Source organism: Mycolicibacter sp. MU0083, from assembly GCF_963378075.1.
Classification (GTDB): Bacteria; Actinomycetota; Actinomycetes; order Mycobacteriales; family Mycobacteriaceae; genus Mycobacterium; species Mycobacterium kokjensenii.
In genome coordinates, this window is sequence record NZ_OY726394.1 from 1239865 (window position 1) to 1264809 (window position 24945).

A 24945-nucleotide genomic window follows, 5' to 3' on the forward strand; every position below is an offset into this window, starting at 1 on the left:
TGACGGCGAAAGGTGGTGAGTAATGGCAGAGCTTGACGTCGACATCGTCGCGGTGGACCGCAAGGTGTGGTCGGGCAAGGCCACATTCATCTTTACTCGGACCACCGTCGGTGAGATCGGCATCCTGCCGGGGCATATCCCGGTGGTTGCCGAGCTCGTCGATGACGCCATGGTGCGTGTGGACCGTGTCGAGGACGACGAGCTGCGGCTCGCCGTCCACGGCGGGTTCCTGTCGGTGACCGACGAAGGTGTCAGCATTCTGGCCGAATCGGTCGATTTCGCAGCGGAGATCGACGAGGCGACCGCCCGGCACGAGGCTGCGTCCAATGACCCCAAGACGGCGGCGCAGGGCAGGGCCCGGCTGCGCGCCCTGGGTGTGATCGACTAATAGGCATGGACCGATGAGCACGCCCATGATGTACATGGTCGTGCTCGTCGGCGTGCTCTTATCCGCAGTGGTGGCTTTGAGCTACCGGCTGTGGAAGCTGCGCCGGGGCGGTACCGCGGCGATCATGCGTGATCTGCCCGCGGTCGGCGGCCATGGTTGGCGCCACGGCGTCATTCGTTACCGGGGCGGCGAAGCCGCCTTCTACCGACTGTCCAGCGTTCGGCTGTGGCCGGACCGCCGCTTGAGCCGGCGCGGCGTGGACGTGGTATCGCGCCGGCCGCCGCGCGGCGACGAGTTCGACATCATGACCGATGAGATCGTGGTCCTCGAACTGTGCGACGCCAGCCAGGACCGGCGCGCCGGGTTCGAGATCGCCTTAGACCGCGGTGCTCGTACCGCATTCCTGTCGTGGGTGGAGGCCCGGCCGTCGCCGCGCACCCGACGCAACAGCTACTGAAATCTTCGGACGCCTTGGCGCCCTTTACTTTTCCGGCCGGTCACTGCGGTCGCCACCCGGCTTCCACAACACGTCGCCGTCGGTGTTCGCCACTCGGCAGAGCACGAACATCAAGTCGGACAAGCGATTCAGGTATTTCGCCGGTAACACGGACACACCGTCCGGGTAGGCGTCGAGGGCAGCCCATGCCGAGCGCTCCGCGCGGCGCACCGAGGTGCGGGCCACATGCAGCAGCGCGGACAGCGGTGATCCCCCCGGCAGGATGAACGAGTTCAGCGGTTCGAGTTTCTCGTTGTATTCGTCACACCATGCTTCGACCCGGTCGATGTAGTCGGGGGTGATCCGGAGCGGCGGATACTTGGGGTCCTCGGCGATGGGGGTCGCCAGGTCTGCGCCAGTGTCGAACAAGTCGTTCTGAACCTGCAGCAGTGTGGCGTTGAGCGCCTCGTCGGGCTTGCCAAGGGCGAGCGCGACGCCGATCGCGGCGTTCGCGTCCTCGACATCGGCGTAGGCGACCAGCCGGGGATCGGTCTTGGGCACCCGGGAGAAATCACTGAGGCCGGTCGTTCCGTCGTCGCCGGTCCGGGTGTAAACGCGTGTGATGTGCACAGCCATAGCCCAAACCGTACCGGGGTGAACATTCGGTGACAACGCCCGATCGGGTTCCGATCGGCTCCCGGCGGCCTAAGAGCCCGGATTGTTCGGGAACGGGCGGTTGTCGTAACTACACTGATGCGGGTGGGTGAGCGTTTCGTGGTTACCGGGGGTAACCGGTTGTCCGGTGAGGTCGCTGTCGGCGGTGCCAAGAACAGCGTCCTGAAGCTGATGGCTGCCACTTTGTTGGCGGAGGGCACCAGCACCATCACCAACTGCCCGGACATCCTCGACGTGCCGTTGATGGCCGAGGTGCTGCGCGGACTCGGCGCGCACGTCGAGTTGGACGGTACGACCGTTCGGATCACGTCGCCCGACGAGCCCAAGTACGACGCCGACTTCGCCGCGGTGCGGCAGTTCCGCGCGTCGGTCTGCGTGCTCGGGCCGCTGGTCGGCCGCTGTCTGCGGGCGAAGGTCGCGCTCCCGGGTGGGGACGCCATCGGCTCCCGGCCGCTCGATATGCATCAGGCCGGCCTGCGCCAACTCGGTGCGACCTGCAACATCGAACACGGCTGTGTGGTTGCCCACGCCGAGAAGCTGCACGGTGCTGAAATCCAGCTGGAGTTTCCATCGGTCGGTGCCACCGAGAACATCCTGATGGCTGCGGTCCTGGCCGAGGGGGTCACGACCATCCACAACGTGGCGCGCGAGCCCGACGTGGTCGATCTGTGCATGATGCTCAACCAGATGGGCGCCCAGGTCGAAGGCGCCGGATCGGCGACGTTGAAGATCACCGGTGTCCCGCGGCTGTATCCGACCGAGCATGAGGTCATCGGGGACCGCATCGTCGCAGCCACCTGGGCTATCGCCGCAGTGATGACCCGGGGGGATATCTCCGTGACCGGGGTGGACCCGTCGCACCTGCAGCTCGTGCTGCACAAGCTGCACGACGCCGGAGCCACCGTGACCCAATCCGACAACGGGTTCCGGGTCGTGCAGTACGAGCGGCCCAAGGCCGTCAACGTCGCGACGCTACCGTTCCCCGGATTCCCCACCGACCTGCAGCCGATGGCCATCGGCCTGGCGGCGGTCGCCGAGGGTACGTCGATGATCACCGAGAACGTCTTCGAAGCCCGGTTCCGGTTCGTGGAGGAGATGATCCGCCTGGGCGCCGATGCGCGTACCGATGGACACCACGCGGTGGTGCGCGGACTGCCGCAACTGTCGAGCGCACCGGTCTGGGCATCCGATATCCGTGCCGGCGCCGGCTTGGTGCTCGCGGGCCTGGTGGCAGACGGAGAAACCGAGGTCCACGACGTTTTTCACATCGACCGCGGGTACCCGATGTTCGTCGAGTATCTAGGCGATTTGGGTGCTGAGATAGAACGTGTAATATAGGTCGAGCAGGCGGGCCGCAGGAGCGGAACGACCAGCAGTCTGGAAGTCCTTCCGGAAGCCCCGAAAAATTCGGAGTTGACACAACTTCGGCCAGCTAGTATAGTAGCGGGGTTGCCTGAAGCCGGGCGTGTTGTTTGAGAACTCAATAGTGTGTTTGGTGGTTTTTGTTTGTTGTTGTTTGCCACACTTTCAGCGCCCCGTGTTGGGGGTGTGGTTGTTTTTTTGATGTCAGTTTTTGACTGATGTTTTGGGATTGTTTCCAAATGGTTTTTGTTTGGAGAGTTTGATCCTGGCTCAGGACGAACGCTGGCGGCGTGCTTAACACATGCAAGTCGAACGGAAAGGCCCCTTCGGGGGTACTCGAGTGGCGAACGGGTGAGTAACACGTGGGTGATCTGCCCTGCACTTTGGGATAAGCCTGGGAAACTGGGTCTAATACCGAATAGGACCGCGCGCTTCATGGTGTGTGGTGGAAAGCTTTTGCGGTGTGGGATGGGCCCGCGGCCTATCAGCTTGTTGGTGGGGTAATGGCCTACCAAGGCGACGACGGGTAGCCGGCCTGAGAGGGTGTCCGGCCACACTGGGACTGAGATACGGCCCAGACTCCTACGGGAGGCAGCAGTGGGGAATATTGCACAATGGGCGCAAGCCTGATGCAGCGACGCCGCGTGGGGGATGACGGCCTTCGGGTTGTAAACCTCTTTCAGTATCGGCGAAGCTCCGGGATTTTTCTTGGGGTGACGGTAGGTACAGAAGAAGCACCGGCCAACTACGTGCCAGCAGCCGCGGTAATACGTAGGGTGCGAGCGTTGTCCGGAATTACTGGGCGTAAAGAGCTCGTAGGTGGTTTGTCACGTTGTCCGTGAAAACTCACAGCTTAACTGTGGGCGTGCGGGCGATACGGGCAGGCTAGAGTACTGTAGGGGAGACTGGAATTCCTGGTGTAGCGGTGGAATGCGCAGATATCAGGAGGAACACCGGTGGCGAAGGCGGGTCTCTGGGCAGTAACTGACGCTGAGGAGCGAAAGCGTGGGGAGCGAACAGGATTAGATACCCTGGTAGTCCACGCCGTAAACGGTGGGTACTAGGTGTGGGTTTCCTTCCTTTAGGGATCCGTGCCGTAGCTAACGCATTAAGTACCCCGCCTGGGGAGTACGGCCGCAAGGCTAAAACTCAAAGGAATTGACGGGGGCCCGCACAAGCGGCGGAGCATGTGGATTAATTCGATGCAACGCGAAGAACCTTACCTGGGTTTGACATGCACAGGACGCCGGCAGAGATGTCGGTTCCCTTGTGGCCTGTGTGCAGGTGGTGCATGGCTGTCGTCAGCTCGTGTCGTGAGATGTTGGGTTAAGTCCCGCAACGAGCGCAACCCTTGTCTCATGTTGCCAGCACGTTATGGTGGGGACTCGTGAGAGACTGCCGGGGTCAACTCGGAGGAAGGTGGGGATGACGTCAAGTCATCATGCCCCTTATGTCCAGGGCTTCACACATGCTACAATGGCCGGTACAAAGGGCTGCGATCCCGTGAGGGTTAGCGAATCCTTTAAAGCCGGTCTCAGTTCGGATTGGGGTCTGCAACTCGACCCCATGAAGTCGGAGTCGCTAGTAATCGCAGATCAGCAACGCTGCGGTGAATACGTTCCCGGGCCTTGTACACACCGCCCGTCACGTCATGAAAGTCGGTAACACCCGAAGCCGGTGGCCTAACCCTTGTGGAGGGAGCCGTCGAAGGTGGGATCGGCGATTGGGACGAAGTCGTAACAAGGTAGCCGTACCGGAAGGTGCGGCTGGATCACCTCCTTTCTAAGGAGCACCTTTTTTCCCCCATCCCTGCAAGAGTGTGGGATTCATGGTGGTTGGGATAGGTTTGCCGGCGCCTGTAGTGGGTGTCCGGTGGTGCAGATATTTTTTGAACAGCAACAGCTTTGATCATCAACCGCCAGGGGTCCTTCGGGGTTTCTGGTGGCCGGCTTTGGCTGGGCACACTGTTGGGTCCTGAGGCAACAGGCCTGTAGTCGCTCCCTTGTGGGGGGTGGGTGTGTTGTCGCTCCATCTTGGTGGTGGGGTGTGGTGTTTGTTTTGTGGATAGTGGTTGCGAGCATCTAACAAGCAAGTTTTCTTGTTTGTTTTGCAATTTTTGTTTCTTGGTTTTTGTGATTTGTAAGTGTTTAAGGGCGCATGGTGGATGCCTTGGCATCGAGAGCCGATGAAGGACGTTGGAGGCTGCGATATGCCTCGGGGAGCTGCCAACCGAGCGTGGATCCGAGGATGTCCGAATGGGGAAACCCGGCACGAGTGATGTCGTGTCACCAACCGGTGAATGTATAGCCGGTGGGGAGGTAACGCGGGGAAGTGAAACATCTCAGTACCCGTAGGAAGAGAAAACAAAATGTGATTCCGTGAGTAGTGGCGAGCGAAAGCGGAGGATGGCTAAACCGTATGCATGTGATACCGGGTAGGGGTTGTGTGTGCGGGGTTGTGGGAGCGTTGCTTCTGGTTCTACTCGACCGGAGGGCAGTGAGAAAGTGTTGTGGTTAGCGGAAGTGGCCTGGGATGGTCTGCCGTAGACGGTGAGAGCCCGGTACGTGAAAATCCGACACCTGCCTTGTGATGTTTCCCGAGTAGCAGCGGGCCCGTGGAATCTGCTGTGAATCTGCCGGGACCACCCGGTAAGCCTGAATACTACTCGATGACCGATAGCGGATTAGTACCGTGAGGGAATGGTGAAAAGTACCCCGGGAGGGGAGTGAAATAGTACCTGAAACCATGTGCCTACAATCCGTCAGAGCCCTCCCTTGTGGTGGGGTGATGGCGTGCCTTTTGAAGAATGAGCCTGCGAGTCACCGGCACGTCGCGAGGTTAACCCGTGTGGGGTAGCCGTAGCGAAAGCGAGTCTGAATAGGGCGTATCCAGTTCGTAGGAGCTGGTGTAGTGGCGTGTTGTGGACCCGAAGCGGAGTGATCTACCCATGGCCAGGGTGAAGCGCGGGTAAGACCGCGTGGAGGCCCGAACCCACTTAGGTTGAAGACTGAGGGGATGAGTTGTGGGTAGGGGTGAAAGGCCAATCAAACTCCGTGATAGCTGGTTCTCCCCGAAATGCATTTAGGTGCAGCGTTGCGTGTTTCTCACTGGAGGTAGAGCTACTGGATGGCCGATGGGCCCTACTAGGTTACTGACGTCAGCCAAACTCCGAATGCCGGTGAGTGTAAGCGTGGCAGTGAGACGGCGGGGGATAAGCTCCGTGCGTCGAGAGGGAAACAGCCCAGATCGCCGGCTAAGGCCCCAAAGCGTGTGCTAAGTGGAAAAGGATGTGCAGTCGCTTAGACAACCAGGAGGTTGGCTTAGAAGCAGCCACCCTTGAAAGAGTGCGTAATAGCTCACTGGTCAAGTGATTGTGCGCCGATAATGTAGCGGGGCTCAAGCACACCGCCGAAGCCGCGGCAATACGTAAGTATTGGGTAGGGGAGCGTCCTGCATCCGGTGAAGCCACAGAGTGATCTAGTGGTGGAGGGTGTGGGAGTGAGAATGCAGGCATGAGTAGCGATGAGGCAAGTGAGAACCTTGCCCGCCGAAAGACCAAGGGTTCCTGGGCCAGGCCAGTCCTCCCAGGGTGAGTCGGGACCTAAGGCGAGGCCGACAGGCGTAGTCGATGGACAACGGGTTGATATTCCCGTACCCGTGTGTGGGCGTCCCTGATGAATCCATTCTGCTAACCACCCAAATGGTGGATGACTTGATCCTTCGGGTGAGAGCTTCTGCCGGCTGCGTGGGACCCGGGTGGGTAGTAGTCAAGCGATGGGGTGACGCAGGAAGGTAGCCGTACCAGTCAGTGGTAATACTGGGGCAAGCCCGTAGGAAGTCAGATAGGCAAATCCGTCTGGCATATATTCCGAGAGGTGATGCATAGCCGATTGCGGCGAATTCGGTGATCCTATGCTGCCGAGAAAAGCCTCTAGCGAGCACACACACGGCCCGTACCCCAAACCAACACAGGTGGTCAGGTAGAGAATACCAAGGCGTACGAGTGAACTATGGTTAAGGAACTCGGCAAAATACCCCCGTAACTTCGGGAGAAGGGGGACCCTCATACCGTCATGGCCTTCGCGGCCGGCAGCGGGAGGGGGTCGCAGAAACCAGTGAGAAGCGACTGTTTACTAAAAACACAGGTCCGTGCGAAGTCGCAAGACGATGTATACGGACTGACGCCTGCCCGGTGCTGGAAGGTTAAGAGGACCGGTTAACCCTTCGGGGTGAAGCTGAGAATTTAAGCCCCAGTAAACGGCGGTGGTAACTATAACCATCCTAAGGTAGCGAAATTCCTTGTCGGGTAAGTTCCGACCTGCACGAATGGCGTAACGACTTCTCAACTGTCTCAACCATAGACTCGGCGAAATTGCATTACGAGTAAAGATGCTCGTTACGCGCGGCAGGACGAAAAGACCCCGGGACCTTCACTATAGCTTGGTATTGATGTTCGATGCGGTTTGTGTAGGATAGGTGGGAGACTGTGAAACCCGCACGCCAGTGTGGGTGGAGTCGTTGTTGAAATACCACTCTGATCGTATTGGACCTCTAACTTCGAACCATGAAGCTGGTTCAGGGACAGTGCCTGGTGGGTAGTTTAACTGGGGCGGTTGCCTCCTAAAATGTAACGGAGGCGCCCAAAGGTTCCCTCAACCTGGACGGCAATCAGGTGTTGAGTGTAAGTGCACAAGGGAGCTTGACTGTAAGACTGACACGTCGAACAGGGACGAAAGTCGGGACTAGTGATCCGGCACCCCCGAGTGGAAGGGGTGTCGCTCAACGGATAAAAGGTACCCCGGGGATAACAGGCTGATCTTCCCCAAGAGTCCATATCGACGGGATGGTTTGGCACCTCGATGTCGGCTCGTCGCATCCTGGGGCTGGAGCAGGTCCCAAGGGTTGGGCTGTTCGCCCATTAAAGCGGCACGCGAGCTGGGTTTAGAACGTCGTGAGACAGTTCGGTCTCTATCCGCCGCGCGCGTCAGAATCTTGAGGAAACCTGTCCCTAGTACGAGAGGACCGGGACGGACGAACCTCTGGTGTACCAGTTGTTCCACCAGGAGCACGGCTGGATGGCTACGTTCGGACAGGATAACCGCTGAAAGCATCTAAGCGGGAAACCTACTCCAAGACCAGGATTCTCACCCTTTTAGAGGGATAAGGCCCCCCGCAGACCACGGGATCGATAGACCAGACCTGGAAGCACCGCAAGGTGTGCAGGGAACTGGCACTAACCGGCCGAAAACTTACAACACAAAGAAACACAAACGTGTTGCCCGCAACCACACACCACGAATCAAGCCACACCCCGCCACCAAACACACTTTGGTGACCCGGTAGGCCCACCACCACACCACACGCGTGTGGCCGGCCCACCACCACAAAAAAATAGAGTTACGGCGGAAATAGCGACAGGGAAACGCCCGGTCCCATCCCGAACCCGGAAGCTAAGCCTGTCAGCGCCGATGATACTGCCCACACGGGTGGAAAAGTAGGACACCGCCGAACACAATTTAAAGAAACGCCCCCCGACACCGTCGGGGGGCGTTTCCCATTCCCCCAACACAAATATCGGCGACTTCGGATGCCGTGCTGATCCGAAAAAGCGAACATGCGGACGGTTTCATAGACTCGCGAAGTGGGCTTTTGGGCGACCGGTCGGTGCGCCGGCAGTGTGCTGGTGGGCGGTGGTTTCCTCGGCCCCAATCACAGTCCGATTCGTGTTGCGATGCGCGTCACTACGCGCTATCTTTTAGGTTCCATTAAGGAAGTTAACAGGAGGAACCGCATGCGAGTTAAAGCTTGCTTACCGCTTGTTGCCACTGTCGTCGCTGGCAGTGTCTTCGCGGGTGCCCCAGCAGTTGCACAATCCATCACCACCCAGTCGCCGGCCTACGTTCTCACTGGCAACGGCGAGGACTTGGGCGGCGGTATTGCCTTGATCATGGGCGGTACCGGCATTCCCCAGCCCACGGAACCATTCATGGAGGCCATCAGTGACCTGTTCCTGAAGCCGCACGGCTTCACCGGCGACCTGTACTCGCAGTGGGGGCCGGAGAACCGGAGCGCGACCTCGAGTTCGGTCGGCTTGGCGGAGCTGCAGAACTCGATCGCCACGCTGCTCAACGGTGACAAACTGGAGGGCTACGAGGATTCGCCCGCAGTGAGTGCCGAGAACCCCATCGTGGTCTTTGGGTACTCGCAGAGCGGTGGCATCGCCTCCCGGTTGGTGGAGTGGCTGGAAGACAACAACGTCTCCAACGAGCTCGTACGGATCGTGACGATCGGTTCGATGGCCGCGGCCCGGGTGGACCTGGGCGCGTACCACACTGACGTCTACAACTACGAGTACGACTCGGTCGGCGTGAAGCCGATCTACAACAACCCGCTGGCGGAACTGAACTCGTCGCTCGGCTTCATCTACGGGCACTCGATCTACGCCAGTGCCACCCCGGAGCAGATCGAGAACGCCGTCGAGCTGTCGGTCGGCGACCCCGACTCGCTGACCACGTTCCACATGATCGAGAACGACCTGCTGCCGCTGCTGGCGCCGGTGCAGCTGATCCCGATCCTGGGCATGCCGCTCTACGAGCTGTTGGAGCCGGCCACCCGGGTCCTGGTGAACCTGGGCTACGGCAGCCTGGAGCACGGTTGGCCGCCCGGAAACATCGATGAGGTGACCCCGAGCGACAGCTTCCTGCCGCCCAACATCGAGTTCGGCGACCTGCTGGAGGCGCTGGGCAAGGCCGTCCTCGAAGGCATCGGCAACTCGTTCATGAGCTGGTTGGACCCGGAGACCTACCACATCTACGGGCTGAACGACCACCCGTCGCTGCTGGGGATCATCAACGAGGGCTACCTGGCCGGTTACCTGGACTCGCCGACCCCGACGTTGGAGGAATCGCTGACCGGTCTGTCGGCCTTCCTGGCGGCGTTCCAGGACACGACGGAGTACGAGATGCCGGAGCCGGTCGAGCTGTTGCCGATCGACATCGACGCGGACGTCTAAACCCGCTGCAACCCGAGATCCGGGGCCGGAATCACCGTTGGGTGGTTCCGGCCCCGGTTCCGTTTTCCGGGGTCACTCGAACAGGGCGGGCTGGCTGTGCAGCCGCTCCAGGTCGAGTAGCGTCCGCTTGCGTTCGATACCGCCGCCGTACCCGGTGAGGCTGCCGTTGCTGCCGATCACCCGATGACACGGCACGATGATCGAGATCGGATTGCGGCCATTGGCCAGGCCGACCGCGCGGGAGGCGTTGGGTGCCCCGATCTGGTCGGCGAGCTGCCCGTACGAGCGGGTCTGGCCGTAGGGGATGGTCAGCAAGGCGGTCCAGACCCGCTTCTGGAAGTCGGTGCCGGTCATCTCGTAGGCCAGATCGAACTCGGTGAGATCACCGGCGAAGTAGGCCGTCAATTGCTCGACCGCGTCCGGGAACGCGGCGTCGTCGCGTACCCAACCGATCTGGCTGGGGGCGTGGGCGTGGTCGAGCATCAGCAGATGGCTCAACCGGCTGTCGGTGCCGGCCAGGGTCAGGGGTCCGATCGGACTGTCGATGATGCGGTGGCAGGTCATGCGCTCTCCTTCGAGGCCGGCGGCCAGACGTTCACGGCATGGTCGAGCCCGCTCCAAAGGTATTGGGTGGCATACGAGCGCCACGGCCGCCAGCGGGTCCCGTGGCTGATCAGCGCCCACGGGCCTGCTGGCAGTCCGAGGTGGCGTGCGGCGGCCTGTACGCCCAAGTCGGTGGCGGGAAAGGCGTCGGGGTCGCCGAGGCCCCGCATGGCGATGACCTCGGCGGTCCAGACGCCGACTCCCGGCAGCGCGGTCAACTCGTGGCGGGCGCGGTCCCAGTCGGCGCCGGCGCTCAGGTCGAGGCGGCCGTCGGCCAAGCCGGCGACCAGGGCTGCGAAGGCGCGTCGACGGGTCCGGGGAAGCGCCAGGCGGTCGGGATCGAGGTCGGCGAGGCGCTGCACGGTCGGGAACACGTGTGTGAGCCCACCCTCGGGGTCGACTATCGGATCGCCGTACGCGGCCACGAGGCGCCGGGTGTGGGTTTGAGCCGCCTTGAGCGACACCTGTTGGCTCAGCAGGACCCGGATGGCGAGTTCGGCTTCGTCGACGGTGCGGGGGATGCGTTGTCCGGGCGCGTGGGCTATCAGCGGCTTCAAGTAGCGGTCGGTGCCGAGAGCCTCCCCGATGGCTTGCGGGTCGGCGTCGAGGTCGAGTAGGCGGCGGCAGCGGGCGATGGCGGCGGTGAGGTCGCGGAAATCGTCGAGTGCGATCCGGCACCGGACGTGGTCAGCGGCAGGCCGGAGCCCGACGACGGCGTTGCCGTGGGGGAGCCGCAGCGTTCGCCGGAAGGCGCCGTCGCGGATCTCCTCGCAGCGGGATACCGCGCAGGCCGCCAGATGCCCGAAGACACCCCGGAACGCGAACGGCGTGCGGACCGGCAGTCGCAGGGTCAGCACGCCGGGAGAGTCATGGTCGGTCCGGGTGCGCGACCGCGCGGTGGCGCGGCTGCGCAGCATGGTGGGCGTGGTGGCGCACACGGCCCGAACGGTGTCGTTGAACTGGCGGATGCTGGCGAAGCCGGCGGCGAATGCGACGTCGGACAACGGCAGGTCGGTGGTCTCGATCAGGATCCGGGCGGTCTGGGTGCGCTGTGCGCGGGCCAACGCCAACGGTCCGGCACCGACCTCGGCCTGCAGCAGCCGCTGTAGCTGGCGGGCCGAGTAGCCGAGGCTCTCGGCGAGTCCGTTCACACCGGTGCGCTCGACGGCGCCGTCGGCGATCATCCGCATCGCCCGCCCCACGACGTCGCCGCGGACGTTCCACTCGGGAGAACCCGGTGCGGCATCGGGCCGGCAGCGTTTGCACGCCCGGAAGCCGGCCCGCTGGGCGGCAGCGGCAGTGGGGTAGAAGGTGACGTTCTGCGGCAGCGGTGGCCGGGCGGGGCAACTGGGGCGGCAGTAGATCCGGGTGCTGTGGACCGCGGTGATGAACCAACCGTCGAAGCGGGCATCGCTGGACTTCACAGCGCCGTAGCAGCGGTCGAAGTCGTCGTACACGTATCCACGATGGCACGGCGGCGGCAGCAGTACTAGCGGGAAAACGACAGAACAGTGCCCGACGGCGCATGTCGCCCGGGCTAGCATCGGGACGTGGCGGCACTGGTGCAGCGGTATCTGGACGGGATTCTCGCCGAACACGCCGGGGTCGACGACGGCGCCTTGGCGAGCTACATTCCCGAGCTGGCCCGGGTCGATCCGACCGGATTCGGTTTGTCGTTGTCCTCATCGGACGGTCATGTCTACGAATCCGGCGACGCCGACGTGCAGTTCACCATGCAGTCGATCTCGAAGCCGTTCACCTATGCGTTGGCGCTCGACCAGCTCGGCCAGGCCGAGGTCGATCAACGAGTCGGTGTCGAACCCTCCGGTGAGGGCTTCAACAAGATCAGCGTCGACCAGGTCACCAATGTCCCGAAGAATCCGATGATCAACGCGGGAGCCATCGTGGCCTGCTCCCTGATCCCGGGCAAGACCGTCGGCGACCGATTCGACCTCCTGCGGGAGTTCTACAGCGCGTGCGCGGGCCGAACCCTGGACTTCGACGCGCAGGTCTATGGCTCCGAGCGGTCCAGTGGTAGTCGCAATCGCGGGATCGCCTACCTGCTGGACAGCTTCGGTGCGCTCGGCGCCGATCCCGACGAGGCGCTGGATCTCTACATCCGCCAGTGTTCCCTGAAAGTCACCAGCACCGATCTGGCCCGGATGGCGGCCACGCTGGCCCGCGGCGGCCTGAACCCGTTGACCGGGCGGCAGGTGACCGATGCCGCCGTGGTGCGGCGAACACTGTCGGTCATGGTGACCTGCGGCATGTACGACGCCGCCGGGGCCTGGGTGAGTGCGGTGGGCATGCCGGCCAAGAGCGGGGTGGCCGGCGGCATCGTGGCGGTGCTGCCCGGTCAGCTCGGTATCGGTGTCTATTCGCCGCGAATCGACGGCAAGGGCAACAGCGTGCGCGGAATGTTGGTGTGCCGCAGCCTTTCCCAACAACTCGGACTGCATTTCCTGACCGTGAGCAGTGAGGCCCACGCCGCTATTCGCGGCGTGTACACCCCGCGTCCGGGAGTTCGGGTCTACGAGGTGCACGGTGACCTGTTGTTCGCCGGCGCCGAACAGGTGGCCCGCACCGCGACGCGTGACTGCGGCGAATTCGGCACCGCGATCCTGGATGTCTCGCGGCTGCACACCATCAGCGAGCCGGCCCGTGGGTTGCTGGCGGGGTTGGCGGAGGATCTGCGAACCCTGGGCAAGCAGGGGCTGCTCGTCGATCCCAGCGGTTCGGTGACGCCGGATCCCGCGGCCTACGCGGGCCTGGTGTTCAGCACCGTCGAGGACGCGCTGGATGCGGCGCGGCCGGGGGCCTGAGCGCCGATCACAGCGGGCCGGCCAACACGGTGGGCTGCTCGTAGCCACGCAACACGATCGAGTCGCCCATCACCCACTGGGCCTGCTCGTCGAGGTCTGCGGCGTAGACGGTCTTCGCCGTCGTCAGCAGTGGCCGGGGCAGGGTTTTGGCCAATTCGCACAATCGGGCGGCCTCGTTGACCGGCTCGCCGATCACGGTGTATTCGAAACGCTCTTTGGCGCCGACGTTTCCGGCGACGACCTGCCCGGCGGCCACACCGATTCCGGCCTTGATCTCCGGTACTTCGTCGGCCAGTCGGTACAGGATGGCCCGGGCCGCCGCCAGTGCCTGGCCCTCGGGCTGATCGAGGTGGTTGGGGGCGCCGAAGATCGCCAGCGTCGCGTCTCCCTCGAACTTGTTGATCAGACCCTGGTGACGGTCGACTTCGTCGACGACCACCGCGAAGAACCGGTTCAGTAACGTGACGACTTCGGTGGCCGGTTTGTTGGTCACGATCTGCGTCGAACCGACGATATCGACGAAGATGACTGCGACGTGGCGCTCTTCGCCACCGAGCTGGATCTGGTCGCGTTCTGCGGCTGCGGCGACCTCGCGCCCGACGTGCCGGCCGAACAGGTCGCGAACCCGTTCACGCTCCCGCAGGCCGTGCACCATCGCGTTGAAGCCGCTCTGTAACTCGCCGAGTTCGGTGCCGTCGAACACCACCAGGTCGCCCTGCAGGTTGCCCTGCTCGACGCGCTTGAGGGCGGCACGCACCACGCGCACGGGAGTCGCGGTGAGCCACGACAGGATCAGCATCAACAGAAAACCGAAGACCAGGGCCGTAAGGGAAGCGATGAAGATCGCGATCCCGAACTGTGTCAGGGTCAGGTTTTTCAGCACCACCGCGAACAGGGCGGTGAGTGCGATACCCAGAATCGGCACCCCGGAGGTCAGAAACCAGACCATCATGGTCCGGCCCATGACACCCGACAGGATTCGCCGCGGTGGCGGGCCCGCCGACAACGCCTGGGCCGCTACCGGGCGCAGCGCGAACTCGGTGAACAGATAGCAGGCGGTAGCCACCATGATGCCGCAGATGCTCACGGTGAACCCGATGATCGGAATGAAGATCGTGTCGTGCAGCCCGTAGAACACGGTGAACAACGCGGTGCCGACGCCCCAGAAGGCCAGCACCACCTGTGCTACCCGCCACGGGGTCAGGAAGGCGTTGCGCTCGTCCTCGCGGGTGGGCGGGCGTTCCCGGATGGCCCAACTCAACTTCTTGATGGTGCGCCGGGTGATGCCGTAGGTGCCGACGATCAGTGCCGTGACGACGTAGGCCGGAACGATGCCGAAGGTCAACCACAGTGGCGCGTCGCTGAAGATGCTGGGTACCGGGAACGCCACGGTCACCAGTAGTGCCTCTACCGCGACGCCGAGCAGGTTCGTCCCGACGATGACGACCGTCAGGATGAACTGGATGCGGATCCGGCGCAGGTATTGGCTCTCCGATACCTGACCGAGCAGCCAGGAGCCGTATTCGGGTGTCTCGGTCAGCCGACCGCTCTGACGGGTGAGCAATTCCAGAATGCGGCCCAGGCGTTGCGCGATCGTCTTCGGCGGCTTCATCGTGGCGTAAGAATAATTGGTCGACTGCGGGCTTTAAGGTGGTTCGGATGCGACTCGTGATCGCCCAATGCACCGTCGACTACGTCGGACGGCTCACCGCACACCTGCCCTCTGCCCGACGCCTGCTGCTGTTGAAGGCCGACGGATCGGTCAGCGTGCACGCCGACGACCGTGCCTATAAGCCGCTGAACTGGATGAGTCCGCCGTGCCGGCTCGTCGAGGAGAGCGGCGGCGAGTATCCGGTGTGGGTGGTGGCGAACAACAAGACCGGCGACCAACTGCGGATCACCATCGAGGAGATCGAGCACGACTCGAGCCATGAGTTGGGCGTCGACCCCGGACTGGTGAAAGACGGCGTGGAGGCGCAACTGCAGATGCTGCTGGCCGAACACGTCGAACTCCTCGGCGAGGGCTACTCGCTGGTGCGCCGGGAGTACATGACCGCTATCGGTCCGGTCGATCTGCTGTGCCGTGACGAAAAGGGCCGCGCGGTCGCGGTCGAGATCAAACGGCGCGGCGAGATCGACGGTGTGGAACAGCTCACGCGCTATCTGGAATTGCTCAACCGGGACAGCCTGCTTGCGCCGGTCAGCGGAGTGTTCGCCGCCCAACAGATCAAGCCGCAGGCCCGCACACTGGCCACCGACCGCGGTATCCGTTGTCTGACATTGGATTATGATGCGATGCGCGGCATGGACAGCGACGAATACCGACTGTTCTGACCTTTCGCCGGAATAGGAACGCGCAGTTGCGCGTTGGAGGAACCTGTGGCAGTCGATGATCTTTTCCAGCCCCTGACGGTGCGCTCGCTGACCGTGCCCAACCGGTTCGCGATGGCGCCCATGACGCGCCAGGCGTCGCCGAACGGCGTGCCCGGCAGCGACGTCGCCGAGTACTACCGCAAGCGAGCGGCCGGCGGTGTCGGGCTGATCATCACCGAGGGCATCCGATTGCCCGATCCCGCCGCGGGATATCCCGCCAGCATTCCCACGATCGCCGGCGACGAAGCGTTACGGGGCTGGACCCGAGTCATCGACGGTGTGCACGCCGAGGGCGCCACGATCGCGGCGCAGTTGTGGCACCAGGGCGTCGAGCGGCGCGACGACGACGGGGTGGAACCCGTCGGCCCGTCGGGCATCGACGGGCACGGTCAGCCGCGTGGCCGCGCGCTGCGCACCGACGAGCTTCCCGCGATGGCACAGCTCTACGCCGACAGTGCGGTCACCGCACAACAGCTCGGCTTCGACGCGGTCGAGATCCACGGAGCCCACGGCTACCTGTTGGACGAATTCTTCTGGGAACGCACCAACCGTCGTACCGACGGCTACGGCGGTTCGGCGGCCGAGCGGACCCGGTTCCCGGCCGAAGTGGTGGCGGCGGTGCGTGCGGCGGTCGGCCCGGACTATCCGATCATCTTCCGGTTCTCACAGTGGAAGGGCACCGACTACGCGGCGTCGCTGGTCGACGATCCCACACAGCTGAACGAACTGCTCACGCCGTTGATCGACGCAGGCGTCGATGTGCTGCACCCGTCGACGCGCAGGCATTACGTACCCGGTTTCCCGGAGCACGACAGCGAATTGAGCCTGGCCGGATGGACCAAGAAGGTCACCGGGATGCCCGTCATCGCGGTCGGTTCGGTCGGTCTGGAAACGCAGTTCCGCAGCGAGAAGAAGGGCGAGCTGATCGCGCCCGCGCCGGTCGACCGGCTGGTCGAACAGTTCGACGCCGGGGAGTTCGACGTCGTCGCGATCGGGCGTGCCCTGCTGGCCGACCCGACCTGGGTGAATCGGCTGCGCGACGGGAACCTGGACGGTTTCGCCGGCTACGACGTCGTCGCCGCCCTGTCCGCCCTTGCCTGATCGTCATTAGGCTGGCCGGTATGGCCCGTCGTCGCAGTCCTTCGCGTCGGCAACAACCGTTCCGGCCGCTGCCGGTGCAACAACGCGTGGAGACCGGGCCGGACGGCTATGAATACGTGGTGCTGTCGATCGCCGGGTCGCGGGCGCTAAAGGTGTATCGCTGCCCCGGATGTGATCACGAAATCCGTTGCGGCATAGCCCATGTAGTGGTGTGGCCGGCCGATCTCGGTGAAGAGGCCGGTGACGACCGCAGGCATTGGCACACGCCGTGCTGGGCCAACCGCCACAATCGGGGCCCCACCCGCAAGTGGTCTTGAATCAGTGGGCCGACTCGGCGGCCGGCTCGACCAGTTCGACGAGCACGCCCCCGGCATCCTTGGGGTGGATGAAGTTGATCCGCGAGTTCGACGTACCGCGCCGCGGTGCCTCGTAGAGCAGGCGCACGCCCTGCTCGCGCAGCCGCTCGGAGAGAGCGTCGATGTCGCTGGTGCGGTAGGCGAGCTGCTGCAGACCGGGGCCGCGCTTGTCCAGGAACTTCGCGATGGTCGATGAGTCGTCGATCGGAGCCATCAGCTGAATCTGGGCACTGCCGACCGGCGCGCCGCGAACCGCCAGCATCGCCTCGACGATGCCCTGCTCCTCGTTGACCTCTTCGTGCAGCACGATCATCCCGAGCTGGTCGTGGTACCACTTCTTGGCCACTTCCAGGTCCGGGACCGCGATACCGACATGGTCGATCGCCGTCACCAAGGCCGAGGCCAGGGCGGGTCGTGCCTCAAAGGAGTCAGCGACGGATTCGGTCGTCATAGTTGTAACGGTAACCTGAGCGGAAACATCGCGCTGAGCCGACCGGACAGATCGGCCCTTCAAACCCGCCCGGGAGGTAGTCATGACGACATCGGTGATCGTTGCTGGGGCTCGGACCCCGATCGGCAAGCTGATGGGTTCGCTGAAGGATTTCTCCGGCACCGACCTGGGTGCCATCGCCATCGCCGGGGCGTTGGAGAAGGCGCGGGTACCCGCGTCGCTGGTCGAGTACGTGATCATGGGGCAGGTCCTGACCGCGGGTGCCGGTCAGATGCCGGCACGGCAGGCGTCGGTGGGCGCCGGGATCGGCTGGGACGTGCCGACCCTGACCATCAACAAGATGTGCCTGTCCGGGATCGACGCCATCGCCCTGGCCGACCAGCTGATCCGCGCCGGTGAGTTCGAGGTCGTCGTCGCCGGCGGGCAGGAGTCCATGAGCAAGGCCCCGCACCTGCTGCTGGACAGCCGCTCGGGCTACAAGTACGGCGACGTGACGGTGCGCGACCACCTCGCCTACGACGGCCTGCACGATGTCTTCACCGACCAGCCGATGGGCGCGCTCACCGAACAGCGCAACGACACCGACAAGTTCACCCGCGCCGAGCAGGACGAGTTCGCCGCCGAATCGCACCGTAGGGCCGCCGCGGCGTGGAAAGACGGCGTGTACGCCGATGAGGTGGTGCCGGTGAAGATCCCGCAGCGCAAGGGGGATCCGCTGGAGTTCGCCGAGGACGAGGGCATCCGGGCCAACACCACCGCCGAATCGCTGAGCGGGCTCAAGCCGGCCTTCCGCTCCGACGGCACCATCACCGCCGGCTCGTCGTCGCAGATCTCCGACGGTGCCGCCGCGGTGGTGGTGATGAGCAAGGCCAAGGCGCAGGAGCTGGGCCTGGACTGGCTCTGCGAGATCGGCGCGCACGGCAACGTGGCCGGTCCGGACTCGACCCTGCAGTCCCAGCCGGCCAACGCCATCAAGAAGGCGATGCAACGCGAGGGCATCTCGGCCGACCAGCTCGACGTGGTGGAGATCAACGAGGCGTTCGCGGCGGTGTCGCTGGCCTCGACCAAGGAACTGGGACTGAACCCCGACGTCGTCAACGTGCACGGCGGCGCGATCGCGATGGGCCACCCGATCGGGATGTCCGGGGCGCGCATCACCCTGCACGCCGCCCTCGAGCTCAAGCGGCGTGGTTCGGGGTATGCGGTCGCCGCGCTGTGCGGTGCCGGTGGCCAGGGTGACGCGCTGATCCTGCGCGCCGGCTAGCGATCTCCCTACGCTTGCGTAGGTTGCTGGGGGCTCGGAGCCGTCCCGTCGCGCCGCCGTGTTGTGATCTTGGTCATAGCGGTGGGCGGCGGGCAGGCGGCGGCCCTCGGCGTGGCTGCGGGGCGGCGTGACAGACTTGACGGCGTGACGCGTCCTCGACCTTCGATCGGACCGGCTCTGGCCGGAGCAGTGGATCTGTCCGGCCTCAAGCAGCCGGCTCAACCCGCCGGCGGCGCCGGCAGCGCCGCGGCCCCGCCGGGCGCCACCGAGATCACCGAGGCCAACTTCGAAGACGAGGTGTTGGTCCGGTCCAACCAGGTGCCGGTGGTGGTGCTGCTGTGGTCCCCGCGCAGTGAGGCCTGCATTCAGTTGGCCGATACCCTGGCCGCGCTCGCGCAGGCCGACAACGCCGACGGCAGGGCCAAGTGGGCGCTGGCCACCGTCAACGTCGATGTCGCGCCACGGGTGGCGCAGGTGTTCGGGGTAGACGCCGTACCTACCGTGGTGGCGCTGGCCGCCGGCCAACCGGTCACCAGCTTCCAGGGCCCCCAGCCGCCCGACCAGCTGCGTCGCTGGGTCGATTCGCTGGTGTCGGCCACCGCGGGCAAGCTCTCCGGGGGCGCCGACCCCGAGCAGCCCGAAGAAGTCGATCCGGTGCTGGCGCAGGCACGCGAGCATCTCGACGCCGGCGACTTCGCGGCGGCTCGCGTCGCGTATCAAACGTTGCTGGACTCCGATCCCAACCACGCGGAGGCCAAGGGGGCGCTGCGTCAGCTGACGTTCCTGGAGCGGGCGACCGGCCGGCAGCCCGATGCGCTCGCGCAGGCCGACGCCGACCCGTCCGACATCGAGGCGGCACTGGCAGCCGCCGACGTGCAGATCCTCAACCAGGACGTCACGGCGGCATTCGACCGGCTGATCGCGCTGGTGCGGCGGACCGCCGGCGACGACCGCGCGACGGTGCGGACCCGACTGGTGGAACTGTTCGAGTTGTTCGACCCCGCCGATCCGGAGGTCGTGGCCGGCCGGCGCAACCTGGCCAACGCGCTGTACTGATTCCGGCGAGTCTTCGAGGGAGCGGCCGGACGCCGGCAGGTCAGTCGGGTGCCAGCCACAGCGCCGACAGGGCCGGCAGCGTCAGCGCCGCCGACGCCGGCCTGCCGTGCCAGGGCTGATCGATGGCATCGACGCCGCCCAGGTTGCCGTCGCCGCGACCGCGGTACCCGACCGCGTCGGTGTTGAGCACCTCGCGCCAACGGCCCGCGCGGGGTAACCCCAGTCGGTAGTCGGTGTGCGGGACACCGGCGAAGTTGAACACACAGGCCAACACCGAGCCGTCGGTGCCGAAGCGTAGGAAACTCAGCACGTTGTTGGTGGAATCGTTGGCGTCGATCCAGGAGTAGCCTCGCGGGTCGGTGTCCTGGGTCCACAGCGCCGGGAGTGACCGGTAGTGGGTGTTGAGATCGGCGACCAGACGAAGGATGCCGGCGGAGTAGCCGTCCGGTTCGACCTCGGGATCGAGCTGGAACCAGTCCACGCCGCGTTCGTGACACCATTCGCTGCGCTGGCCGAATTCCTGTCCCATGAACAGCAATTGCTTACCCGGGTGCGACCACTGGTAGGTCAGCAGTGTGCGCAGTCCGGCGGCCTTGAGATGGTCGTCGCCCGGCATCCTCGACCACAGCGTGCCCTTGCCGTGGACCACCTCGTCGTGGCTGATCGGCAGCACGTAGTTCTCGCTGTACGCGTAGAGCATCGAGAACGTCATGTGGTGGTGGTGGTAGCTGCGATGCACCGGATCGTGCCCCAGGTAGGCCAGCGTGTCGTGCATCCAGCCCATGTTCCACTTCATCGAAAAACCCAGGCCGCCAAGGCCGGTATCCCGGGTGACGCCCGGCCACGACGTGGACTCCTCGGCGATGGTCACGATGCCCGGCGCGACCCGGTGCGTGGTGGCGTTGAGTTCCTGCAGGAACTGCACCGCCTCCAGGTTCTCGCGCCCACCGTGGATATTGGGGGTCCACTCACCGTCCGGCCGCGAATAGTCCAGGTACAGCATGGATGCCACCGCGTCCACCCGCAGGCCGTCCACGTGGTACTCGGTCAGCCAGTACAGCGCGTTGGCGACCAGGAAGTTGCGGACCTCCGGCCGGCCGAAGTCGAAGACGTAGGTGCCCCAGTCGAGTTGCTCGCCGCGCCGCGGATCGGAATGCTCGTAAAGCGGCGTTCCGTCGAATCGGCCGAGTGCCCAGTCGTCCTTGGGGAAGTGCGCCGGAACCCAGTCCACGATGACGCCGATACCCGCGCCGTGCAGTGCGTCGACCAACGCCCGGAAATCATCCGGGGTACCGAACCGAGATGTGGGGGCGTAGTAGGACGTCACCTGGTAGCCCCACGACCCGCCGAACGGGTGCTCGGCGACCGGGAGCAACTCCACGTGCGTGAAGCCCTGTCGCACCACGTATTCGGTGAGTTCTACCGCGAGGCCGCGGTAGTCGAGCCCGGGCCGCCAGGAACCCAGATGCACCTCGTAGGTGCTCATCGGCTCGGTCACCGGATCCCGGGCCGCCCGCTGCGTCATCCAAGCGGCGTCGTTCCAGGCGTAGTCGCTGGACGTGACGACCGACGCGGTGCGCGGCGGCACTTCGGTGGCGAAGGCGAACGGGTCGGCGCGTTCGCTGACGGCACCGTCGGTGCTGTGCACACGGAACTTGTAGAGACCCGCGGCGGGAAACTCCGGGCAGAACAACTCCCATATCCCGGACGATCCCAGCGACCGCAGCGGCACGTCGTCGCCGGCCCATCCGTTGAAATCGCCGATCAGACTGACTCCGATGGCGTTGGGTGCCCACACCGCGAACGACACCCCGGATACCTCGCCGTCGGGTGTGGTGTAACTGCGGTGATGGGCTCCCATCACCTCCCACAGTCGCTCGTGGCGTCCCTCGGTGAACAGGTACAAATCCAGCTCGCCCAGCGTCGGCGCGAAGCGGTATCCGTCGGCGACGGTGTGCACCCCGGTGGGTTCGGCGAACCGGGCCGTTTCGGCGTAGTGCACCTCGAGTCGGTAGTCGACGACACCGGTGAACGGCAGCACGGTCGCGAACAAGCCGGAACCGAGATCGTGCATGACGAAGCGGTCCCCGCCGACGATCACCGCGATGCGGCGCGCACGTGGCCGCAGCGCACGTACCACGGTGGTCGTGCCGTATTCGTGGGCCCCCAGGATGGCATGCGGATCGTGGTGCTCGCCCGCGAGCAGGCGGGCCAGATCGGCTGGAGCCGGCGCGAGATTGCGCATCTCGGTGTTCATCGGCGGCATAGCAATTCGGTGTGGGCCGACCTCGACTCGGCCAGGCACCGCACTCCGTTCGTCGTCGTCGTTCCTCGTCGGGCTGTCTGCGCCAACGTTAACCGTCTCGACGTGCCGGCCGGTACCAGGCGACCGCTTCGTCATCGTCCAACCTCGCCGGCCCCTGGGTAAGGTGATGCCGGTGAAGGCCCTTCGCCGGTTCACCGTTCGCGCCCACCTGCCTCAGCGGCTGCTGGCGCTGGAGCCGTTGTCGATGAACCTGCGCTGGTCGTGGGACCAGCCGACGCAAGAGTTGTTCGCCGCCATCGATCCCGAACTGTGGGACGCCTGCGGCCGTGACCCGGTGGCGCTGCTGGGCGCAGTCGGCCCGGCGCGACTCGACGAGCTGGCCGTCGACCACGCCTTCACCGCGCGGTTGGACTCCTTGTCGGCGGAGCTGACGGCGTACCTGAGCCGACCCCGGTGGTACCAGCATCAGCAGGACAGTGATGCCGAGCTGCCCGCGGCCATCGCCTACTTCTCAATGGAGTTCGGTGTCGCCGAGGCACTGCCCAACTACTCCGGCGGGCTGGGAATCCTGGCCGGCGATCACCTGAAGTCGGCGTCGGACCTGGGTGTGCCGTTGATCGCGGTCGGGTTGTACTACCGGTCCGGATACTTCCGTCAGGCGCTGACCGCCGACGGCTGGCAACGCGAGACCTACCCGTCGCTGGACCCGCAGGGCCTGCCGCTGCGACTGCTGGTGGACACCGACGGCAAACCCGTCCTGATCGAGGTGGCGCTGCCCGGCGCCGGCCGGTTGCGGGCACGAATCTGGGTTGCGCAGGTGGGCCGGGTCCCGCTGCTGTTGCTGGACTCCGACATCGGTGAGAATCCCCGCTCCCTGCGCGGGATCACCGACAGGTTGTACGGCGGCGACCAGGAACACCGGATCCGCCAGGAGATCCTGGCCGGAATCGGCGGTGTCCGCGCGATCCGGCAGTACAGCCGGCTGCACGGGATGCCCGCTCCCGAGGTGTTCCACATGAACGAGGGCCACGCGGGATTCCTCGGCATCGAGAGAATTCGTGAGCTGATCGCCGAGCATGAACTGGATTTCGACACCGCGCTGGCGGTGGTGCGTGCCGCGACGGTGTTCACCACACACACCCCGGTGCCGGCCGGTATCGACCGGTTCCCGGCCGAGATGGTGCGCCGCTACTTCGACGACGACAGTGACGCGCTGGTCGCCGGGGTACCCGTCGACCGGGTCATGGAACTGGGTGTGGAACACGATCCCGACACGTTCAACATGGCGTACATGGGGTTGCGGTTGGCGCAGCGTGCCAACGGTGTCTCGCGACTGCACGGACGCGTCAGCCGGGGCATGTTCAACGATCTGTGGCCGGGTTTCGACGCCGACGAGGTGCCGATCGGGTCGATCACCAACGGCGTGCATGCGCCCAGTTGGGCTGCGGCACCGTGGTTGCAGTTGAGCGGGGACCTGGCTGAACCCGATTCGTTCAGCCAGCCGGCGGCCTGGCAGCGGCTTCAGCAGGTCGAGCCCGAAGCGCTGTGGTCGATCCGGTCCCGGCTGCGCGCCCTGCTCGTCGACGAGGTCCGGTTGCGGCTGTTGCAGTCGGGTCTGGACCGCGGCGCATCGGAAGCCGAATTAGGCTGGATAACAACCGCATTCGATCCGGACGTGCTGACCATCGGATTCGCCCGCCGGGTGCCGACGTACAAGCGGTTGACGCTGATGCTGCGCGATCCCGCCAGACTGGAGCAGCTGTTGCTCGACGAGCAGCGCCCGGTGCAGTTGATCGTCGCCGGTAAGTCCCATCCGGCCGACGAAGACGGTAAGGCGTTGATCCAGCAGATCGTGCGGTTCGCCGACCGTCCGGAGGTGCGGCACCGGATCGCGTTCCTGCCCGACTACGACATGTCGATGGCGCGGCGGCTCTACGCCGGATGTGATGTGTGGCTGAACAATCCGCTGCGGCCCCTGGAGGCATGCGGCACGTCGGGCATGAAGAGTGCCCTCAACGGGGGCCTCAACCTGTCGATTCGTGACGGCTGGTGGGACGAGTGGTTCGACGGCCGTAACGGTTGGGCGATCCCGACCGCCGACGGGGTCGCCGACGAGAACCGCCGCGACGATCTGGAAGCCGCGGCGCTCTACGACCTGCTGAGCACGTCGGTGGTGCCGAAGTTCTACGACCGCGACGACCGCGGTGTGCCGCCGCGCTGGATGGAGATGGTGCATCACACGCTGCAGACGTTGGGATCGAAGGTGCTCGCGTCGCGGATGGTGCACGACTACGTCGTGCAGTGCTATACCCCGGCCGCGCAGTCGTCGCGACGCACCTGCGAACCGATCGACGGCGTGCCCTATGGCGCGGCGCGCCGGCTGGCCGACTACCGGCGTCGGGCGACCGCAGCCTGGCCGCAGATCGAGATCACCGAAGTCGACAGCACCGGATTGCCCGACGCGCCGTGGCTGGGATCTGAGCTGACGCTGACCGCATCGGTGCGCCTGGCCGGGCTGCGGCCCGACGAGGTGACGGTTCAGGCGGTGCTCGGGCGGGTGGATTCCGGTGACACTCTGCTGGATCCGGTCACCGTGACGATGCCGCACCTTCGTACCGGCGGCGACGGGACCGAGGTGTTCTCCACCACCAGTCCGCTGCCGGTGGCCGGAGCGGTGGGCTACACGGTGCGGGTTTTGCCGTGCCACCCGCTACTGGCCGGCGATGCCGAACTGGGTTTGGTCACGCTGGCGTGAGGGGCCGCGCCCGCCCCGGCGTGAG

17 protein-coding genes and 3 rRNA genes are annotated in these 24945 nt (G+C 64.8%); 14 read left to right on the plus strand and 6 right to left on the minus strand.

The genetic code is table 11. The annotated features are described in order from the left end of the window. Nucleotides 1-22 precede the first annotated feature (22 nt). Together RCP38_RS05865 and RCP38_RS05870 are read left to right on the plus strand one after the other, a co-directional pair. Nucleotides 23-388 (plus strand): F0F1 ATP synthase subunit epsilon, encoded by a 366-nt coding sequence (locus RCP38_RS05865; protein WP_308476197.1) that lies wholly within the window; start codon nucleotides 23-25, stop codon nucleotides 386-388. Between the two features lie 13 nt (nucleotides 389-401). Continuing rightward, nucleotides 402-845: a DUF2550 domain-containing protein gene (locus tag RCP38_RS05870; RefSeq protein ID WP_308476199.1), complete on the plus strand. Its 444-nt coding sequence runs from the start codon at nucleotides 402-404 to the stop codon at nucleotides 843-845. A gap of 24 nt (nucleotides 846-869) precedes the next feature. On the opposite strand, the gene RCP38_RS05875 is transcribed toward RCP38_RS05870, so the two are convergent. Continuing rightward, a complete protein-coding gene (locus tag RCP38_RS05875) occupies nucleotides 870-1460 on the minus strand; it encodes a cob(I)yrinic acid a,c-diamide adenosyltransferase (RefSeq protein WP_308476200.1) in 591 nt (196 codons plus the stop codon). A gap of 123 nt (nucleotides 1461-1583) precedes the next feature. On the opposite strand from RCP38_RS05875, the gene murA reads away from it, so the two are divergent. The 5 genes from murA (at nucleotide 1584) to RCP38_RS05900 (ending at nucleotide 9873) form a co-directional block, all read left to right on the plus strand. Further along, entirely contained in the window at nucleotides 1584-2837 is a 1254-nt protein-coding gene (murA, locus tag RCP38_RS05880; RefSeq protein ID WP_308476201.1) for a UDP-N-acetylglucosamine 1-carboxyvinyltransferase, read from the plus strand. Nucleotides 2838-3108: 271 nt separating this feature from the next. Further along, a 16S ribosomal RNA gene (locus RCP38_RS05885) occupies nucleotides 3109-4643 on the plus strand. A 355-nt stretch (nucleotides 4644-4998) separates the two neighbouring features. Next, nucleotides 4999-8118, plus strand: a 23S ribosomal RNA gene (locus RCP38_RS05890). Nucleotides 8119-8259: 141 nt separating this feature from the next. Continuing rightward, nucleotides 8260-8372 (plus strand): 5S ribosomal RNA (rrf, locus tag RCP38_RS05895). The 16S, 23S and 5S rRNA genes sit together here, the layout of an rRNA operon. A gap of 475 nt (nucleotides 8373-8847) precedes the next feature. After that, a complete protein-coding gene (locus RCP38_RS05900; RefSeq protein WP_308476202.1) occupies nucleotides 8848-9873 on the plus strand; it encodes a PE-PPE domain-containing protein in 1026 nt (341 codons plus the stop codon). Nucleotides 9874-9945: 72 nt separating this feature from the next. Here the strand turns inward: RCP38_RS05900 and RCP38_RS05905 are convergent, their stop codons facing one another. Next, nucleotides 9946-10437, minus strand: a complete 492-nt coding sequence (locus tag RCP38_RS05905) for a methylated-DNA--[protein]-cysteine S-methyltransferase (RefSeq protein ID WP_308476203.1) — start codon at nucleotides 10435-10437, stop codon at nucleotides 9946-9948. Beyond that, entirely contained in the window at nucleotides 10434-11933 is a 1500-nt protein-coding gene (locus RCP38_RS05910) for a DNA-3-methyladenine glycosylase 2 family protein (protein WP_308476204.1), read from the minus strand. Before RCP38_RS05910 ends, RCP38_RS05905 begins: the two co-directional genes overlap by 4 nt. 93 nt (nucleotides 11934-12026) lie before the next feature. Here RCP38_RS05910 and glsA point away from each other — a divergent pair, with 93 nt between their 5' ends. Then, on the plus strand, nucleotides 12027-13298 hold the full coding sequence (gene glsA / locus RCP38_RS05915; RefSeq protein WP_308476205.1) for a glutaminase A: 1272 nt from the start codon (nucleotides 12027-12029) through the stop codon (nucleotides 13296-13298). 7 nt (nucleotides 13299-13305) lie between these two features. Here the strand turns inward: glsA and RCP38_RS05920 are convergent, their stop codons facing one another. Beyond that, on the minus strand, nucleotides 13306-14910 hold the full coding sequence (locus tag RCP38_RS05920; RefSeq protein ID WP_308476206.1) for an adenylate/guanylate cyclase domain-containing protein: 1605 nt from the start codon (nucleotides 14908-14910) through the stop codon (nucleotides 13306-13308). 47 nt (nucleotides 14911-14957) lie between these two features. Between RCP38_RS05920 and nucS the strand changes: the two genes are divergently transcribed. The 3 genes from nucS to RCP38_RS05935 are packed head-to-tail and all read left to right on the plus strand — an operon-like array spanning nucleotide 14958 to nucleotide 17089. Beyond that, on the plus strand, nucleotides 14958-15632 hold the full coding sequence (gene nucS / locus RCP38_RS05925) for an endonuclease NucS (RefSeq protein ID WP_308476207.1): 675 nt from the start codon (nucleotides 14958-14960) through the stop codon (nucleotides 15630-15632). Between the two features lie 45 nt (nucleotides 15633-15677). Next, nucleotides 15678-16772: an NADH:flavin oxidoreductase gene (locus RCP38_RS05930; RefSeq protein WP_308476208.1), complete on the plus strand. Its 1095-nt coding sequence runs from the start codon at nucleotides 15678-15680 to the stop codon at nucleotides 16770-16772. A 20-nt stretch (nucleotides 16773-16792) separates the two neighbouring features. Next, nucleotides 16793-17089, plus strand: a complete 297-nt coding sequence (locus RCP38_RS05935) for a hypothetical protein (RefSeq protein WP_308476209.1) — start codon at nucleotides 16793-16795, stop codon at nucleotides 17087-17089. 1 nt (nucleotide 17090) lies between these two features. Here the strand turns inward: RCP38_RS05935 and mce are convergent, their stop codons facing one another. Beyond that, complete coding sequence (gene mce / locus RCP38_RS05940) at nucleotides 17091-17579, minus strand: methylmalonyl-CoA epimerase (protein ID WP_308476210.1); 489 nt, start codon at nucleotides 17577-17579, stop codon at nucleotides 17091-17093. Between the two features lie 82 nt (nucleotides 17580-17661). Between mce and RCP38_RS05945 the strand changes: the two genes are divergently transcribed. Both RCP38_RS05945 and RCP38_RS05950 read left to right on the plus strand, forming a co-directional pair. Continuing rightward, nucleotides 17662-18843 (plus strand): acetyl-CoA C-acetyltransferase, encoded by a 1182-nt coding sequence (locus RCP38_RS05945; protein WP_308476211.1) that lies wholly within the window; start codon nucleotides 17662-17664, stop codon nucleotides 18841-18843. Between the two features lie 144 nt (nucleotides 18844-18987). Beyond that, a complete protein-coding gene (locus RCP38_RS05950; RefSeq protein ID WP_308476212.1) occupies nucleotides 18988-19899 on the plus strand; it encodes a tetratricopeptide repeat protein in 912 nt (303 codons plus the stop codon). 40 nt (nucleotides 19900-19939) lie between these two features. Here RCP38_RS05950 and glgB read toward each other — a convergent pair whose 3' ends face one another. Further along, the gene (glgB, locus tag RCP38_RS05955; protein ID WP_308476213.1) at nucleotides 19940-22156 is read right to left on the minus strand and encodes a 1,4-alpha-glucan branching protein GlgB; all 2217 of its coding nucleotides are present in this window, start codon (nucleotides 22154-22156) and stop codon (nucleotides 19940-19942) included. A gap of 181 nt (nucleotides 22157-22337) precedes the next feature. Here glgB and glgP point away from each other — a divergent pair, with 181 nt between their 5' ends. Then, nucleotides 22338-24920 (plus strand): alpha-glucan family phosphorylase, encoded by a 2583-nt coding sequence (gene glgP, locus RCP38_RS05960; RefSeq protein WP_308476214.1) that lies wholly within the window; start codon nucleotides 22338-22340, stop codon nucleotides 24918-24920. Nucleotides 24921-24945 lie beyond the last annotated feature (25 nt).

What these genes read in the sequence shown, in the direction of transcription:
- mce (WP_308476210.1), bottom strand. Translation starts at nt 17,579, where the DNA reads ATGACGACCGAATCCGTCGCTGACTCCTTTGAGGCACGACCCGCCCTG.
- RCP38_RS05905 (WP_308476203.1), bottom strand. Translation starts at nt 10,437, where the DNA reads ATGACCTGCCACCGCATCATCGACAGTCCGATCGGACCCCTGACCCTG.
- RCP38_RS05920 (WP_308476206.1), bottom strand. Translation starts at nt 14,910, where the DNA reads ATGAAGCCGCCGAAGACGATCGCGCAACGCCTGGGCCGCATTCTGGAA.
- nucS (WP_308476207.1), top strand. Translation starts at nt 14,958, where the DNA reads ATGCGACTCGTGATCGCCCAATGCACCGTCGACTACGTCGGACGGCTC.
- glgB (WP_308476213.1), bottom strand. Translation starts at nt 22,156, where the DNA reads ATGAACACCGAGATGCGCAATCTCGCGCCGGCTCCAGCCGATCTGGCC.
- RCP38_RS05945 (WP_308476211.1), top strand. Translation starts at nt 17,662, where the DNA reads ATGACGACATCGGTGATCGTTGCTGGGGCTCGGACCCCGATCGGCAAG.
- RCP38_RS05900 (WP_308476202.1), top strand. Translation starts at nt 8,848, where the DNA reads ATGGAGGCCATCAGTGACCTGTTCCTGAAGCCGCACGGCTTCACCGGC.
- RCP38_RS05935 (WP_308476209.1), top strand. Translation starts at nt 16,793, where the DNA reads ATGGCCCGTCGTCGCAGTCCTTCGCGTCGGCAACAACCGTTCCGGCCG.
- RCP38_RS05865 (WP_308476197.1), top strand. Translation starts at nt 23, where the DNA reads ATGGCAGAGCTTGACGTCGACATCGTCGCGGTGGACCGCAAGGTGTGG.
- RCP38_RS05870 (WP_308476199.1), top strand. Translation starts at nt 402, where the DNA reads ATGAGCACGCCCATGATGTACATGGTCGTGCTCGTCGGCGTGCTCTTA.
- RCP38_RS05875 (WP_308476200.1), bottom strand. Translation starts at nt 1,460, where the DNA reads ATGGCTGTGCACATCACACGCGTTTACACCCGGACCGGCGACGACGGA.